Origin of the sequence: Nostoc sp. (assembly GCF_036916575.1) — a bacterium.
GTDB lineage: Bacteria > Cyanobacteriota > Cyanobacteriia > Cyanobacteriales > Nostocaceae > Nostoc.
In genome coordinates, this window is the sequence record NZ_JBALGC010000078.1 from 25200 (window position 1) to 42956 (window position 17757).

13 protein-coding genes are annotated in these 17757 nt (G+C 42.5%); 9 read left to right on the top strand and 4 right to left on the bottom strand.

Going from position 1 to position 17757, the window contains the following annotated elements; genetic code table 11:
• Positions 1–48: 48 nt before the first annotated feature.
• Positions 49–291, bottom strand: a complete 243-nt coding sequence (locus V7L29_RS16295; protein WP_334736135.1) for a hypothetical protein — start codon at positions 289–291, stop codon at positions 49–51.
• Between the two features lie 154 nt (positions 292–445).
• On the opposite strand from V7L29_RS16295, the gene V7L29_RS16300 reads away from it, so the two are divergent.
• Positions 446–1798 (top strand): serine/threonine-protein kinase, encoded by a 1353-nt coding sequence (locus V7L29_RS16300; protein WP_334736136.1) that lies wholly within the window; start codon positions 446–448, stop codon positions 1796–1798.
• A 300-nt stretch (positions 1799–2098) separates the two neighbouring features.
• Here V7L29_RS16300 and V7L29_RS16305 read toward each other — a convergent pair whose 3' ends face one another.
• From V7L29_RS16305 to V7L29_RS16315, 3 genes are all read right to left on the bottom strand, one after another.
• Positions 2099–2815 (bottom strand): pirin family protein, encoded by a 717-nt coding sequence (locus tag V7L29_RS16305; protein ID WP_334689809.1) that lies wholly within the window; start codon positions 2813–2815, stop codon positions 2099–2101.
• Between the two features lie 456 nt (positions 2816–3271).
• Complete coding sequence (gene dps / locus V7L29_RS16310) at positions 3272–3844, bottom strand: DNA starvation/stationary phase protection protein Dps (protein ID WP_334736137.1); 573 nt, start codon at positions 3842–3844, stop codon at positions 3272–3274.
• A gap of 116 nt (positions 3845–3960) precedes the next feature.
• Positions 3961–5010 carry an aldo/keto reductase gene (locus V7L29_RS16315; protein WP_334736138.1) on the bottom strand — a complete coding sequence of 350 codons (1050 nt, stop codon included), beginning with the start codon at positions 5008–5010 and terminating at the stop codon, positions 3961–3963.
• A gap of 527 nt (positions 5011–5537) precedes the next feature.
• On the opposite strand from V7L29_RS16315, the gene V7L29_RS16320 reads away from it, so the two are divergent.
• The 8 genes from V7L29_RS16320 (at position 5538) to V7L29_RS16355 (ending at position 17642) form a co-directional block, all read left to right on the top strand.
• Complete coding sequence (locus tag V7L29_RS16320; protein ID WP_334736139.1) at positions 5538–6143, top strand: Uma2 family endonuclease; 606 nt, start codon at positions 5538–5540, stop codon at positions 6141–6143.
• A gap of 150 nt (positions 6144–6293) precedes the next feature.
• The gene (locus V7L29_RS16325; RefSeq protein WP_334736140.1) at positions 6294–6698 is read left to right on the top strand and encodes a thiol-disulfide oxidoreductase DCC family protein; all 405 of its coding nucleotides are present in this window, start codon (positions 6294–6296) and stop codon (positions 6696–6698) included.
• Positions 6699–7202: 504 nt separating this feature from the next.
• Positions 7203–9050: a malto-oligosyltrehalose trehalohydrolase gene (treZ, locus tag V7L29_RS16330; protein WP_334736143.1), complete on the top strand. Its 1848-nt coding sequence runs from the start codon at positions 7203–7205 to the stop codon at positions 9048–9050.
• Between the two features lie 382 nt (positions 9051–9432).
• Complete coding sequence (treY, locus tag V7L29_RS16335) at positions 9433–12249, top strand: malto-oligosyltrehalose synthase (RefSeq protein WP_334736141.1); 2817 nt, start codon at positions 9433–9435, stop codon at positions 12247–12249.
• Positions 12250–12546: 297 nt separating this feature from the next.
• Complete coding sequence (locus V7L29_RS16340) at positions 12547–14082, top strand: trehalase family glycosidase (RefSeq protein ID WP_334689803.1); 1536 nt, start codon at positions 12547–12549, stop codon at positions 14080–14082.
• A gap of 723 nt (positions 14083–14805) precedes the next feature.
• Positions 14806–15195, top strand: a complete 390-nt coding sequence (locus V7L29_RS16345) for a hypothetical protein (protein WP_334688839.1) — start codon at positions 14806–14808, stop codon at positions 15193–15195.
• A 775-nt stretch (positions 15196–15970) separates the two neighbouring features.
• Positions 15971–16942 carry a tetratricopeptide repeat protein gene (locus V7L29_RS16350; RefSeq protein ID WP_334736142.1) on the top strand — a complete coding sequence of 324 codons (972 nt, stop codon included), beginning with the start codon at positions 15971–15973 and terminating at the stop codon, positions 16940–16942.
• Positions 16943–17171: 229 nt separating this feature from the next.
• A complete protein-coding gene (locus tag V7L29_RS16355) occupies positions 17172–17642 on the top strand; it encodes a cupin domain-containing protein (protein ID WP_334688841.1) in 471 nt (156 codons plus the stop codon).
• The last annotated feature ends 115 nt before the right edge of the window (positions 17643–17757 follow it).

Sequence of the window (17757 nt, forward strand, 5' to 3'; positions counted from 1 at the left end):
TTAACAAAGTCAAAATTGAATTTGGCTTTGCAGGTTGGCAGCGATCGCCTATTTTAAAGAATTGGTGTAAGCGATCGCCTCTTTTGCGTTAAGTTGATTTATCCACGAGTCTTTGAACTCCATTAATGAGCCTTTGATACTCATTAAAGAGGTTCTGAACTCCATTAATGAGCCTTTGAGCTTCATTAATGAGTCTTTGATACTCATTAAAGAGGTTCTGAACTCCATTAAAGAGTCTTTGAGCTTCATTAAAGAGCCTTTGAGCTTCATTAATGAGTCTTTGATACTCATTAAAGAGGTTCTGAACTCCATTAAAGAGTCTTTGATACTCGTTCACCAGTTTTTTAGAATTGTGCCTTGGTTGTTGGAAATTGCGATCGCTGAAATTAAACTGGATTTTTTCAGACAGAGATTATGATGGACTATCCCAAGAAAACAGCGGGTTATGAAACTCTGTCCTAATATTGGCTGTTTATATAGCCACAACCCCCAGACAACTAAAGTTTGTCTCAAATGTGGCGAACAACTTCTGCTCAATCACCGTTATCATTTATGGCGACAAGTTGGGCATGGTGGGTTTGGCATAACATTCTTAGCTGTGGATGAGCAATTTCCCTCCCAACCTAAATGCATCATCAAACAATTTAATTTTCCTGCTTCATCTGGTCGCAACTCCTATCAAGCAATGAAATTATTTCGTCAGGAAGCAATGCGTCTTGATGAGTTGCAACATCCACAAATCCCAAAACTGCTGGGGTATTTTGAACAGGAAAATCGTCTGTATCTAGTGGAAGAATGGATTCCAGGACAGACGCTCAAAGAAGAATTGCAAGAAAATGGAGTCTTTAACGAACAAAAAATCCAGCAAATACTCAAAGAATTATTGCCAGTGTTGCAATTTATTCATGACTTGCAAATTATTCACCGGGATATCAAACCAGCAAATATTATTCGTAGTTCTGTCCAGGGTAAATTAATCTTAATTGATTTTGGTGTTGCCAAACATATCACCGCTACAGCTTTACTACAAACAGGAACTACTGTAGGTAGTCCAGAATATATCGCTCCTGAACAAACTAGGGGAAAAGCAATACCAGCCAGTGACCTTTACAGTTTAGGTGTCACCTGCATTCATTTATTAACTGATATTTCCCCTTTTGATTTGTTTGATGTGACTTGCGATCGCTGGGTCTGGCGTGATTATCTATTACCAGGGAATACTATCAGTCCAAAACTCGGCACAATTCTGGACAAGCTGCTGCAAAATGCCACCTCGCAACGTTACAAATCAGCGACGGAAGTTTTGCAAGCATTAAATTTCTGTGACCACATCGTTCCACAACAGTCAGTTAATAAGCTGCATTCTGAAGTAGGAGTTGACTATCATCGACTGCGCGATTTACTCGCTACCAAACAATGGCACTTAGCAGATGAAGAAACTTGGGTATTGATGTGTCAAGCTATCTTTAAACCAACTGGTAGTTATCTATTCATGAGTGATATTGCCAAGCTACCCTGTGAAGATTTACTGATAATTGACCAATTGTGGATTAAATACAGTCAAGGGCATTTTGGTTTTAGTGTGCAGAAACAAATCTACGAAAGTCTTGACTGTGATTATGTCAGATTTTGTAGTGCCGTTGGTTGGCATTTATATAATGCCAATTCTCCTCCCCAATGGCAATTCTTTTTTCAAAGTTCATCTCCTGTAGGACATTTACCTTCGCGTATTTGGGCTGGTGGGACTCAATGGTGGCGACACATAGACGCGGTGGCACAAAGATTAACAAATTGCTAATTTTCATAATGATGTCTAAAAATAGCCCTCAGTTGGGGGCAAAGATTGCACAGTTTATGTTCCGCGATCGCCCTTTTTGAAGAATCCCTTGTCATCAATCACCTTCTATTTGTCCAAAGTCCAATCCCTAATGCATTCATATTGCCACAAACCACTTTCGCTGGTGGCAATCGCATTTATGCTACTAGCGTTTCCAGTGATTTTCTTTGCTTTCACGGAACACGCAAACATACTTAATTCGTAAACGTAATATTCTGAGTAAAAGGCTCATCTAAATGAGCCTTTTACTAGAGAAAAGAATTAGCCTAAATCGAAAAGCAAGATTTCGCCGCCGATATTGGTGCTAATTTCTAGCTGTTCTTCACCGTTGATTTGCACTCCATCGCCTGCTCTGAGTTCTTCACCATTTAAGTTAACTATACCTTGGGCTATTTGTAACCAGGCATAGCGACCGGGTTTGACTTGATAATTAACAACATCACCATCTTCTAAAACAGATGTGTATAAATCAACATCTTGGTGAATTGTCAGAGCACCATCGCGCCCATCTTTAGCAGCAATTAAACGAAGTTTGCCACGCTTTTCTTCTAGAGGAAAAGCTTTTTGTTCATATCTTGGTGTCAAGCCTTCTTGATCGGGAAGAATCCAGATTTGTAGCAAATGCAGTGGTTCAGTTGGTGAGGGATTAGATTCGCTGTGGCTGATTCCAGTACCAGCACTCATGATCTGTACATCACCGGGACGAATTATCGACCCTGTACCCAAGCTATCTTTATGCTCTACTGCACCTTCTAGGACATAAGTGAGGATTTCCATGTCACGATGGCCGTGGGTAGGGAATCCAACACCAGGGGTGATGCGATCGTCGTTAATTACCCGCAGAGAGCGAAATCCCATGCGGTTAGGATCGTAAAAACTACCAAAAGAAAATGTGTGATAAGTATCGAGCCAGCCCATTTTAACGTGACCACGGGCATTGCGATCGTGAATTAGGTGGCTAATTGTATTTTGAGACATAGATTTACCTCGCTGTTAATTAGTTTGAGTGTCAAAAAATTAAGTATTTAATTACGAATTACGTAGCTTGCTTCTCGCCTTCTCTACGAGACGCTACACGAATGGCAAGTATTACGAATTTATTTAGCGTAGTGGGGCATAGGTGATTACGAATTTTGAATTACTTTTGAACTATTTAAATAATAAAACATATACATATAAAATGAAAAGTACGCACTTAAAAGTGGGGTACTTACCAAAAAGATACTGTGAAATTTTCATTTAAATCATTGAACAATAAAATTTTATATTTATTCAATAAGTCACGCTAGTAGGGTGTGTTAAACGCATATTTTGATATAGTTTGTCACAAAAAATATAATTAAAGCGCCTAACGTACCACTATATAAAATAGTGCGTTAGGCTAAAGCTTAACGCACCCTATTACCTATTAAATATAGTGTCTCTCAGAAGTGCTTAATTTACACCAGCAGGTATCTTTTGAGTTTGAGTAATACCCGCTTTGTTATTCTCTGCCTTAATTTCTGCTACTTGCAGATGAGCTTCTAAGAACCAGAGTCGTTTGTCAATGGTGCGGGAAATTTCGGTGTAAAGGTCAGCGGTATCGAGGTCGCCTAATTCATCAGTTTTATTGATCGCTTCTCGAAGATGTTTAGCATAGGGTGCAAAGCGATCTGCTAAAGCTATCACATGGTCTTTGCCATCCAAAATATCAAAGGGATATTCTGGCAAAATCGAATTATCAGCAGCAGCACGGGCTGTTCCGAAAGCGTATCCGCCTAAAGCTGTGACGCGTTCAGCTACCATATCGATGTACTCTTCCAATTCACCAGCAATTTCATCAAATAATTCGTGTAGCTGGAAGAAATCAGTTCCTTTAACATTCCAGTGCGCTTGCTTTGTCTGGGTTTTCAGATCCAAAGTAGCTGCTAAGGTTTGGTTGAGAAGTACCACGATTTGCACTCGTGCTTCGGCAGGAATGTCAATGCGGGTAGGGTACAGACGTGATGAAATGGTGTTGTCGCTCATGGTTCTTACGTTAATGCCTTTTATATCTAACTTTACAGATACTGCTTGGCTGTGCGAAACTCTCTGACGAGAGATTGAATTAACGGCTGAATGTGTTACTTTACATAATTATCGGGTTAAGTGCGATGGTTGTCTATGGTGTTAAATGTACCACCGAAAAGCCGATCGCGAATTACATCATTGTGCAAAAAGTCATGGGGAAAACCTAATTCAATTTGACTCACTTCATTTAGACGTTGCAAATGTTCTGGGGAGAGGGTGACTTCTAAAGAAGCTAAGTTATCTTGAAACTGCGTTAATTTACGTGCCCCAATGATTGGAATAATCACGCCACTTTGAGCGCGTAACCAAGCTAATGCTACCTGTGAAGGTGTGTGTCCAATTTCTGTTGCAACTTGGCTGACAACTTCAGCGATCACTAAATTCTTCTCGGAAATCTCTCCCCCCGTAGTTTTAAATCGCCCTTGTTCACCGCCTTCTTGAGAAGGCTTATTATACTTGCCTGTCAGCACACCACCACCTAAGGGCGACCACGGCGTTACTGCCAAATCCAAAGCTTTGGCCATCGGTAATAAATCACGTTCTGGTGTCCGCTGAATCAAACTATACTCAATTTGCAGGGCGACAAACTGCGTCCATTCTTGGTATTTAGCGATAGTATTTGCTTGGGAAACAATCCAAGCGGGTGTGTCAGAAATGCCGATGTAAAGTACCTTACCTTGACGGACTACATCATCAAGCGATCGCAATACTTCTTCAATGGGTGTTGTGAAATCCCAAGCGTGTAACCAGAATAAATCAATATAATCGGTATTCAGCCGTTTCAAGCTACCTTCTAAAGACTGGACTAAGTTCTTGCGATGATTTCCACTGGCGTTAGGGTCGCCCGTCTTAGCATTCATCTGCAAGGGAAAGGAATATTTTGTAGCAACTACAAAGCGTTCCCGTTGTTTAGCGATTAACTCACCGACAATTTTTTCACTGCTACCATCGGTATAACCGTTGGCGGTATCAATGAAATTGCCCCCTGCTTCTACATAGGTATCAAAGATTTTACGACTTTCGTCAGCAGATGCACCCCAACCCCAATCTTCACCAAAGGTCATGGTTCCCAATGAGAGTTCAGAGACTCTTAATCCGCTTTTGCCTAACAGTTTGTATCTCATGAATATTTTCTCATTAATCAAAAAAACTATCGAATACCATCCCAAAAGCATGATAACTGCAAACTGGGGGTGATGTTTGAGAACAAGCCCTTTAGTCTATCTAAATGTAACCTCTTGCATTGTGATGCGACGACTTACATTTTGAATGCGACGACTTGCATTATGAATGCGACGACTTGCATTGTGAATGCGACGACTTGCATTGTGAATGCGACGGCCGCCTTGTTAAAAGTAGGCAAACTTATCCCGGATTTCTCACCACATCTCGATGGAGCTTGTGCAGTTCTAGGCAGCGAAGCAGAGGAGAGTTATTGTACAAGTTATTTCCAGTCCCCATGCCCCTAATCCCCACTCCGTGGGGGCCCCGAGTTCCCCAGTCCCCGGTCTTCACGAGTAATTCAGGAATCAAATCGGATTGCTATATAGTGTATGGGACTTACGTAATAATTCTCTAAAACTCTTATTGCTTGCTGTACTTTGCAACAGCAGCCGCTAGAATAAGCCTACGTCAAGTCAAAACAAGACCTATGACCTACACCTCACCCAAACTACTTACCTTTGAGGAATTTATAGCTCAATATGGTGACAGTACACGCTACGAACTAATCGACGGACAACTAAGAGACATGGAACCTACAGGGCCACACGAAGCTGTTGCAGGTAGTATTGCTGGTAGAATCTATGTCGAAATTTTTAATTCTAATTTCAACTGGCTAATTCCAAAAACTTGTCTGATAAAACCACCTGCTGCTGAAGCCACAGCGCTGCGTCCTGATGTAATTGTTTTAGATAAAGCCGAACTTAGTAAAGAACCGCTATGGCAAAAAGAACCTATTATTTGTAACGGCAGTACAATCAAACTTGTTGCTGAAGTTGTGAGTACTAATTGGCAAGATGATTATGCCAGGAAAGTGGAAGAATACGCTTTTTTTAACATTCCAGAATATTGGATTGTGGACTTTCGTGGCTTAGGTGGTTTGCAATTTATCGGTAATCCCAAACAACCCACATTCACCGTTTGTCAGTTGGTTAACGGTGTGTACCAGCAGGAACAATATCGCTTAGGAGATACTATTTTTTCTGAACTTTTGCCAAATTTACAACTTAAACTAGATGACATTATACATATTTAACAAATGAAATTTTGTTTTGGCTGAGGTGAATCGGATTACTTAGCACTGCTTCAGTCAGTTCAGAGCGATCGCCACGGTTTTCTAAGTTAGAATACCAAAGTTGTATTTAGATACATCTGACAAGTCAATTGCCAAAGAGCCGTTATTTTTATGAATTACTACGTAATCTACGACGGAAATTGTAATCTCTGCGTTACCTTAGTGCGAACGCTAGAAACCTTAGACCAAGGAAAGCTGTTTCGCTACGCTCCTATGCAAGATGAGCAGACACTTTTAAAGTGGGGAATTACAGCCCAAGACTGTGAACAGGGGATGATTTTAATTGATGGCAATGAACCTCAAAGACGTTGGCAAGGTAGTAACGCCGCTGAAGAAATTGGGCGGTTATTGCCAGCAGGAAGTATATTTGTAGACACTTATCGAGCCTTACCGGGGATGAAATGGGCAGGCGATCGCTTTTACGAACAAATCCGCGATAATCGTTATGCAATTTTTGGCAAGCGTTCTAATACCTATGAATCGGCATACTGTGTGGATAATAGCTGCAAGCCGTAGGTAGTACAGGTGAGGATATTCCCAGTCTGAGGCAGCAAGCAGTTCTTGCTGGGAGCAGGGAAATGTATTGGCTTTGAGACAAATACGCATTATTTATCGTTGCACTTTGTGTTCAAAATAAATATTTTTCCCTTGAGCATAAATACATTTATTAGCTCGTAACTCCTGACTGCTAGCGAATTCCAGCATCTTTCTCCCCCTGCCCCTTGCCCCCTGCTCCCCTGCCTCTTTGGTCATTAGACAGAATTTATTCTGGTAAAAAATCCGCCTCCAGGTGCTAGTAAAAAGTCTGCAAGACCAACCATTATGCTATCTGGCGTGTTTGTAAATATTGTGCAATCAATGACATTTGCGATAGCCGTTCGCGCTAGCGTCTCTATTGGCGTAGCCTCTCCCTTTGGGAGAAGGAGAAGGCTTAAGCTTCGCTTATCGCCACCGGAAAGGGCGGGTACGCCACCGCGCCACAAATCGGCACAACACACTGAACTGATCGGAGGATACTGCGTGAGAATTGGTGCTAACTACTTGGGTAACGGAGAGTGTGAATTTACAGTTTGGTCTCCGCTATTAGATAGCGTTACTGTAAAAATTATGACGCCAGAACAGCAGTTAATTCCTCTCAAGCCTCAGTCTGAGGGATACTGGCACACGAAAGTCAACGATGTATATCCGGGTACGCTTTATCAGTATGTCTTAAATGGGCAAGACACCTTTGCTGATCCGGCGTCGCAGTATCAACCAGAAGGGGTACATGGGCCATCTCAAATTGTCGATCACGAGTTTGAGTGGACGGATGAAGGGTGGACTGGCGTTGCTGTGGAGTCGATGATTTTCTATGAACTCCACGTTGGCACATTCACGCCTGAAGGAAATTTCACCGCCATTATTCCCCGTTTACCGGAACTGAGGGAACTGGGAATTAACGCCATTGAAATCATGCCGATCGCTCAGTTTCCGGGAGACACCCATATTGAGGCTTCTCTGACATATCGCAATTGGGGTTATGATGGCGTTTACCCTTTTGCTGTCCAAAATTCCTACGGTAGCCCAGCCGAACTTAAGCAACTGGTAAATGCTTGTCACCAAAATGAGATTGCTGTAGTGCTGGATGTGGTGTATAACCACTTTGGGCCAGAAGGCAACTATATGAGTCAGTTCGCGCCCTACTTTACTAAAACCTATAAAACGCCGTGGGGCGATGCGATGAATTTCGACGATGCCTATAGTCAGGGCGTGCGAAACTATTTCATCCAAAATGCGCTGTATTGGTTGGGCGAGTTCCACATGGATGCATTGCGGCTGGATGCCACTCAAGCAATTTACGATTTGGGAGCCAAGCATTTTTTGTGGGAATTGGCGGAAGCTGTTCATCATTTTTCCCAACAAGGGCAAAAATGGAAACGCCATCTAATTGCCGAAAGTGACTTGAATAATCCACAAATGATTCGTCCGGCAGAATTGGGTGGGTACGGACTTGATGCCCAGTGGAGTGATGATTTTCACCATGCATTACACGCACTTTTAACAGGCGATCGCCAAGGATATTATCAAGACTTTGGGCAAACTGCTCAGTTGGCGAAAGCTTATGAAGATACTTTTATCTACGATTGGAAGTACGCACCACACCGCAAGCGATTTCATGGCGTATCTTGCCGCGATCGCCCTTTATCACAGTTTTCAGTCTGCATTCAGAATCACGACCAAATCGGCAATCAAATGAAAGGAGAACGCCTCAGCCAGCGAGTCTCTTTTGAAGGATTAAAATTAGCTGCTGGCGCTGTGCTGCTGTCGCCTTACTTGCCCTTGTTATTCATGGGAGAGGAATACGGGGAAACAGCACCCTTCATTTACTTTGTCAGTCACTCCGATCCTGATTTAATTCAAATGGTTCGAGCTGGACGCAAACAAGAATTTGAAGCATTTCACTACGCAGATGATCCCCCAGATCCGGAATCGGCAGAAACTTTCTTAAAGTCTAAACTCAACTGGGAATTACGCAATGAGGGTAAGCACAAAGTTCTCTGGGATTGGTATCGCCAGTTAATTAATTTCCGCAAGACGCATCCAGCACTTTTGAATCAAGAGCGTAACTCCATCGAAGCGACTAACGATAAAGACAAGGAGTTGGTTATCGTGCGTCGTTGGTGCGAATCAAGTGAACTAATTTTTGTGATGAATTTCAATTCGTCTTCAGTAACGGTGGCTTTGCCATTTGAGCAAAATGCTCATAAACTATTAGACTCAGCAGATACCTCATGGTCTGGGCATGGTTCTGAAGCCGCTGAACATCTGTCTGTGGGCCAAGAAGTAAAATTGCAACCCACTAGTTTAGTACTCTATGAAAAAGGATGAGGGAGAGAGTTAGAACTTAAAGTTTCAGCCTCATAACCTCAATGTTCCAGCAAAAAGGCTCAACGTTCGAGCAAAAAGGCTCAACGTTCGAGCAAAAAGGCTCAACGTTCGAGCTAAAAGGTTCAACATTCGAGCAAAAAGGCTCAACGTTCAAGCTAAAAGGTTCAAATTCCTGCAAGTAATATCATGTCCGCTAAATTACCCATAAAAAAAGAACCCCACCCCCAACCCCTCCCCGCTTGCGGGGAGGGGAGACAAAGCACAGCTTTGGCTCTTTGGGGTTCTTCGGGTTTAATAAGCAATCAAGCGAACATGATATAAGCTCCTCATCCCCTCACTCCCCACTCCCTACTCCCCACCTGCCACTAGAAACAACAAACTTATGCGAATTCCTACCGCAACTTATCGAATTCAGTTTACACCTGAGTTTGGCTTTGACAACGCTAAAGCGATCGCAGCTTATTTGGCGGATTTAGGTATTTCCGATTTATATGCTTCCCCCATTTTCAAAGCACGATCCGGGAGTACGCATGGCTACGATATAGTAGATGCCAATCAACTTAACCCAGAACTGGGAACTAATGAGTCCTTTGATACATTGGTTGGTGAAATTCAATCTCTTGGTATGGGCTGGTTACAAGATATTGTGCCCAACCACATGGCCTATACCAGCGAAAACCCTTACTTGATAGATATCTTAGAATACGGGCCAGATTCCAGCTATACCGACTACTTTGACCTTTCTTGGAATGCTCCCTTTGGCGATCGCCAAGAGCGAATCCTAGCGCCGCTATTGGGAGATTTCTACGGTGTATCCTTGGAAAACGGAAATATTCAACTGCAATATGAACAAAACGGTTTAACTGTAAACTATTACAGCTTGAAACTGCCGTTGCGGTTAGAGTCTTACACAAAAGTTATCACTCAGAATCTGGGTAAACTCACGCGCACACTGGGACGCAATCACCCCGATTTTATTAAGCTATTGGGGATTCTCTACATTCTCAAAAATGTTCCCTCAGAGGTTGCGGGAAAACAGCGACAAGACCAAATTGCATTTATTAAAGGATTGGTTTGGGAACTCTACACCACAAATGATACTATCCGCGAGTTTATCGACGAAAATATCCAAACTTTCAATGGAGAACCAGGCAATTCAGAAAGCTTTAACCTGCTAGATGATTTACTGAATGACCAATTTTACCGTCTCTCCTATTGGAAAGTTGGGGCAGAGGAAATGAATTACCGCCGTTTCTTTACTGTCAATGAACTGATTTCCGTTAAAGTTGAAGAACTGCGAGTTTTTAATAATACTCACAGCCTAATTCAAAAGCTGGTTGAAGAAGGGATATTTACAGGTTTACGCGTCGATCATATTGATGGACTTTATAACCCAATCCAGTATCTAGAAAGGCTACGGGAAAAGACGGGTGATGTTTATATCACCGTTGAGAAGATTTTAGAAATGACCGAAGATTTACCGGAAAATTGGAAAATTGAAGGTACATCTGGATATGACTTTTTGAACTATGTAAATGGCGTATTTTGTCAAACGGAAAATAAATCGCAGTTCGATAAAATATACCAGAACTTTATCGGCTCAAGAGTAGATTATGCATCGGTAGTGAAGGATAAAAAGCACCTGATCCTGGAAAAGAACTTAGCAGGTGATATTGACAATCTGGCTCTTTTGTTAAAGAATATTTCTAGCAAATATCGTTATGGTAATGATTTTACGCTGAATGGATTAAAAAGAGCGATCGCCGAAGTTTTAACACAGTTCCCGATTTACCGGACATACATTACACCCGATGGAATTGGAGATAGCGATCGCGCTACCATTCAAGAAGTAATTGACCAAGCCAAAGAACAAACGCCCCTGTTATATCATGAATTGAACTTTATTGAAAAGTTAATGCTGCTAGAGTTTGATAATTCTCTTACTCAAACAGAGCGTGAACAGTGGATATATTTTGTCTTGCGGATGCAGCAATACAGCGGGCCTTTGATGGCAAAAGGCGTAGAAGACACCACGTTATATGTTTACAATCGCTTGCTTTCGCTGAATGAAGTTGGAGGTAATCCTGGTCATTTTGGGATTTCAGTAGCCAAATTTCATGCCTTTAACCAACAGCACCAAGCAACCTGGCCTCACACAATGAACACCACAGCCACCCACGACACCAAACGCGGCGAAGATGTGCGCGCCAGGTTGAATGTCCTCTCAGAAATCCCTGATGAGTGGGAGCAGCAGGTAAATACTTGGAGTGCCATGAATCAAGGACATCGTAGCGATGGCTTCACCAACCCCTACGGTGTACGCCACGGGTTTGCTATGCCTGATCGCAACGATGAGTATTTTATCTATCAAACTCTAGTAGGGGCATTTCCCTTTGCAGAAGATGAATATGCATCCTTCATGGAACGGGTGAAAGACTATATAATTAAGGCAATTAGAGAAGCGAAAGTCCATACAGCATGGTTGCGACCTGATACCAGGTATGAAGAAGCTTGTACCTCCTTTATTGATAAGGTACTCGACCCTTCGATCTCCGGGGAATTTCTAGAAGCCTTTCGTCCCTTTCAACAGCGGATTGCAGCCTATGGTATTTTCAATTCCCTTTCCCAAACTCTCCTGAAGATTACTGTGCCAGGTGTACCCGACTTTTACCAAGGAACAGAACTTTGGGAACTAAGCCTAGTCGATCCAGACAATCGCCGTCCCGTGGATTTTGAACAGCGACGTACTTACTTAAGCGCCATCCGCGAGCAGGCAAAAACAGATATTCTGGGACTAATTCAGGAGTTACTAAGCCAGAAAACAGACGGCAGAATCAAACTGTTTTTAACGACTCAATTACTCCAAGCTCGAACAAACTATGTTTCATTATTCCAGGACGGTGACTATTTGCCACTAGAAGTTCAAGGAACCTACGCCAATCACATTATCGCCTTTGCGCGGCGGGAGGGGAATCAAACAGCGATCGCGATCGCGCCTCGCTTTTTAACTAGCCTCATCCAGCCTGGAGATAATCCCTTGGGCGAGTCAGTTTGGCAAGATACGCACCTGCAATTACCCGATGGAACTTCCCACACCTGGAAAAACGTTTTAACTCAGCAATCCCTACAAGCTACAGAAACATTATCTATCGCAGCAGCCCTCGCCCATTTTCCAGTTGCATTGTTAATCAGTGACTAACAAGCATGGGGCAAAAGAGGTAGAGGGTAAGAGTAAAAAGGGCAGAGGGGAAAACTCTTCTGCCTTACTTTTTTGCTTCTTGATCTAGCCAGTGTCAAGGTGAGATGTAGATTGAATTTCATATTTGTTCAACTCAAATCTTCACTTGTCCTTTTAGAATTCTGAAATTCTGAGTTCTGAGTTAGTAATGAAATAGAAATTGCAGTCTCATCTCATCAAAACTCACCTTGACAGCGCTATTCCCTGCTGCTAGTCCTTAGTCTCTCCAGCCCCCATTTTGAATTTTGAGATGCAATTATGACCACTCCAGCTTACACCGACACTCCACCAGCACTTACCACCGCCCAGATTGACGCTGTACGATCGCATATCAAAAAAACCTGGAAAACCTTAACGCGATCGCACGAACACTTATTACAATCTGCAAAGGATATCAAGCTAGACCATAAAACAGACACTCCTTGGATTGTCTACATTTCTCCCTTAGAAGATTGTCCCAATATTCAGACTGTGTTGGAGCGCTCGCTATCTCTAAAGGATATGCAACAGCTGGAAGTTCGCACTTTGCCACCTGAAGTCGAGGCGATTAAACAGCATGGGTTACTATATCTACCAGGACCTTATGTCGTACCAGGTGGTCGCTTTAATGAAATGTATGGCTGGGACAGCTACTTTATCTTACTGGGACTTTTGCACGATGGGGAATTGGAGCTAGCGCAAAGCCAAGTAGACCAACTGCTATACCAGGTGCAAAATTACGGGATCATTCTCAATTCCAACCGGACTTATATGCTGTCGCGATCGCAGCCCCCCGTCCTCAGCATGATGGTTTTGGCATTATTCCAGCACACCCAGGATGAAGAGTGGTTAAGGTCAATCGTACCGCTTTTAGAACAGTTTTACTATTACTGGGTAGTACCGCCTCACCTGAATTCCGCAACAGGCTTATCTAGATTTTATGCTCTTGGGGAAGGTCCCGCGCCAGAAGTTGTGTTCTCCGAGCTAGATGAGCAGGGAAGAAGCCACTACGATCGCGTCAAGGAGTATTATAAAACTTTTGAAGTTGAGGATTATGACGTTAGTCTTTATTACAACCAGGAAACTGACCAACTGACCAAGCTATTTTACAAAGGCGATCGCACCATGCGCGAGTCTGGTTTTGATATCACTAACCGATTTGGCCCTTTCAGTGCTGATATTCTCCACTACGCTCCTGTGTGCCTCAACAGTTTACTGTATCAGGTAGAACAAGACATGGCGCAAATTAAGCATATTCTGGGGAACGAACAATTGGAACAAAAATGGAGCAATCGCGCAGATATCCGTCGCGATCGCATCGATCAGTTTCTCTGGGATGAAGAACAGGGACTATATCTGGATTATCACTTCCAGAGTGGAAAACGCCGCCGTTACGAATTTGCTACCACCTTCTATCCCTTGTGGCTGGGAATTGCTTCACCAACCCAAGCTAAACGTGTCGTGGAAAATCTCTCTTTATTTGAAGCCCCAGGCGGAATTTTTACTAGTACTCGTGTCACGGGTAACCAGTGGGATGCACCCTTCGGCTGGGCACCACTGACATTAATTGCTGTCCAGGGACTTCACCGCTATGGGTATCATACAGAAGGCGATCGCATTGCTAACAAATTCTTGGCTATGGTGATTAAGGAATTTGGGCGTCACAATACACTAGTTGAGAAATATGATGTTGAACGGTGTTCTGCCAACGTTTCCGACGAAATCTGCTTTGGATATAGTTCTAATGAAGTTGGCTTCGGCTGGACAAATGGAGTTATTCTGGAACTTTTAGCAGCCTGGGGGAAAAAAGTTTAAATAAAAAGGCGTGAGTTTTTTCCTCACGCCTTCATCTTACAGCAGTTTTTATGTATTTGAACCACATCTGTCGTAGGGGCACAGCAATGCTGTGCCCCTACCGCATGGTCTATTTACCTGAAAATAGCTGTAAGTAACGCATCCTACAATGAATCCTTTTGATAGTAAATAGACCCGCGCTGTTGGGGCAATTCATGAATTGCCCCTACGACAGATGTGGTTTTTCAAATCATCCATATTTAGTATTTCCGTAAGGATTTAGGTCATACCAAAATCTCTACAATCGTTTACTGATAATACTTTCGGAGGATTAGCCACAAATTTATATTCTCAATAAGAATTGCATAAGGACTATTTTTTCGTGTCTTATTGCGACTAAAGGTATGTTAATAAGTCAAAGTCGAATTTTAAACTGGCTCTGTGACTGGGTTTCAAACACCTGAATCCTTACGTATTTCCTGTGAATGCATAAGTCCTAGCGAATTAAAAATTGCATAAATGTTCAACTCACCTCAGTTAAGTACTTGAATATTTCAACCAATCTGTTCTGTGTCTGGGCTTAACGGAGTCTCCATTGCTCTTTGTGTCGCTCAACTAGTTCATCCTTTTGGGTGAGTCAGATATCAACCGATCAGGTGACCTGACTGAAGGAAGCTGAGATTAATAATAAAGAGGACTCTATTAATAAAGAACACCGATCGCATTTAACCTAAAAATAACCTTATGAAACCTATTACTTTAATAAATTCTGCACTGATTCTTGCTTCTATTACTCTTGTACCTGGAATCGCTGGCGCTCAAACCGCTGCTACCAAGAGTAGTGAAATAGCTATTAACTCTAACAATTTATCCAGTAACTCTACTTCTGTGAATTATCTCCAGCCTTTCAATCTGGTAACTTTTGCTTATCAGGGAGGTTTGAAACAGCACGGTATTCCTAGTGGAGAAAAGCTAGTATTTGAAACTCAGAACAGAAATATTATTGCAAAAGATTTGGTGAAGGCTGCTGTTAATGCAGATAAATTACCATCACAAGCTTTAAACGACCAAAATTATCTAAATGCCGTTAGTTTACAACTCAAGGTATTGCCTGATTATACTGCTGCTGATTGATTTGGTTTTTCTTATACAGCAGATTGCAACTTCTCTACCTTGGGCTACGCCAAGGTGAGGTACAGATAATCGTAGGGAACATGGCTGTGCCACTACCCATGTACTTCATTTACCTGAAATACGCTGTATCTTTTTAGAAACCTGAATTTATCAGCATAGTATATTCGTGCGCTTGTTACCCGGTAGAGAAGGGCGTAGTCGAAGTAAGCCGAGGTAAGTACGCAATTGGTTACAAGCCCCCACCCCTTCTCTTAAGTCAAAAGTTAAAGGTCAAAAGTCAAAATTAATTATTTTTGACTTTTGACTTCTAACTTTTGACTTTGAGCGTACCCCTTTGGGGAAGCAAGCTACGCGCAGCGTCTTTTAGAGAAGCGACTGGTGGGGTTCTAGTTTTTGACTTTTGAATGAGTGACTTTTTATGACGTGGGTTAAGGAATCTTCCGGTACAAAATATCGCTAACACTAAGTACAGCATCTCATGAATTCGTAGTGAATGAAATTTAGCAATACCCTGCAATGCCAATGCGTCGGCTTACAATGCCAATGCGTCAGCTTACAATGCTAATGCGTCGATTTACAATGCCAATGCGTCAGCTTACAATGCCAATGCGTCGGTTTACAATGCCAATGCGTCGGTTTACAATAAAAAACGCTATCTTTTACGCAAAACTGTACTAAGCGTATTGGCTTATAAGTTCCACTTCTCGTGTGCTGAAGGTACAGAAAATTGTATAATCAACAGCCGATCGACCAAAAATTTCGTTTCCTATAGAGAATGACAGAAGTAATTAAATCCGAGAGCCTAAATCACATTGAGTTCATTGAGTTTGAAGAGCAGTGCTTAGAAAAAGCCAGAGAAATAGGCGATTCTCCAGAGGAAAGGCTTTGCCAACCCAATGAGGAAGTCATTTGTTTAGGAAGTTTGGGCAATGCTTACCAGTCAAGAGGCGAGTACCAGCTAGCAATTGAGTTTTATCAGCAGTGGTTGGATACAGCTAGAGAAATAGGCGATCGCTTCGGGGAAGCGAAATCTTTATCTGGGTTGGGTAACGCTTACCAATCACTGGGCAAATATCAGCGAGCGATTGAATTTTATCAGCAGTGGTTGAGTCTCACCAGGAAAATAGGCGATCGCACTGGGGAAGGGATTTGCTTAGGAAGTTTGGGCAATACTTACGAATACCTGGGCAAGTACGAGCAAGCGATTGAATTTTATCAGCAGTGGTTGAGTATAACTAAGAAAATAGGCGATTGGACTGGGGAATGCATTTGCCTGGGAAGTTTGGGCAATACTTATGAATCATTGGGGCAGTACCAACTGGCAATTCACTTTTACCAGCAATGGTTAAAGCTGGCAAGATTCCTAGGCGATCGCAATGGGGAAGGCATGGCCTTAAGTGGGTTGGGCAGTGCTTATCAGGCTTTGGGACAGTACCAAAGGGCGGTTGAGTTTCATCTGTATTCATTAGAGATCAGAAGGGATCTTGATGACCGAAATGGGGAAGCAAACGCCTGGTTTAATTTGGGTTTGGTGTTAGAAAAAACCAATCGAGAATCAGAAGCGATGGATGCCTTTTGCAATGCCCGCGAGATATATCACGCAATGGGACTCGATGCAAGCCTGCAAAATTGTAACCATGCGATTGAGCTTCTTTCTCAAAATGTTGCAACTATCACATCTGGCTTCTGGTTTGAGAGATGGTTAAGTCATTTGTCACAGTTAATCAAAGCTAATTCTAAACAGTAAAAAGGACAATCGCCTGACCTATCCCTCCACTGTTCAAGAGCTTTAAAAGCTGTAGTTATGATTAAGCATAGCTTAGAGCTTTTCAAGCGTGCCATTTGATTATCTCAGCCACTATGCCACAGTGGTCAATATCTTGTACTCTGATTTTTGAGACTGATGATATCATCTATAAAAAATAGCATCAATCTCTTCGCTTACCTGCGGCATCTAGGGAGAAACTTTAATTATTATGACTTTACCTATTAAAGAAATTATATTGGCTCCAGGAGAAGGTAATCACTTCACTATAGGTAATACACAGGCAATATTTAAAGCAGTTGGTGCTGATACTCATGGTCATTTAGGTTTATTTGAGTACTTAATACAACCAGGAGGAACCGCACCAGAACTACACCTTCACCGTCAGATGGAGGAAATGTTTTATGTTGTGGAGGGAGAAGTCGAAATCCAAGCTGGAGACCGGATTGTCCAAGGTCAACCAGGAGCATTTGTACTTGTTCCTCGGAATACGCCACACACATTTGCTAACCGTGGAACAAAACCTGCAAAGTTACTGATTATGTTCTCTCCAGGTGGGGAACGCGAAAAGTATTTTGAGGGCTTGGTTTCCCTATTTCAGGATGAACACAAACCAGACAGGGAAGCCTTGCTAGAGTTGATGCGTCGATTTGACCAAGAGCCAGTAGAAAATTTACAGTGACACGTTACTAATTCTGAGTGCTAGGGCGTGTCATCAATTGAGCCAAATGACAGAAGCAGCTAGATAAATTGCACCGAGAAAGTTGGTCGCCCGTAAATCAAGAGCGAGTTGCGAT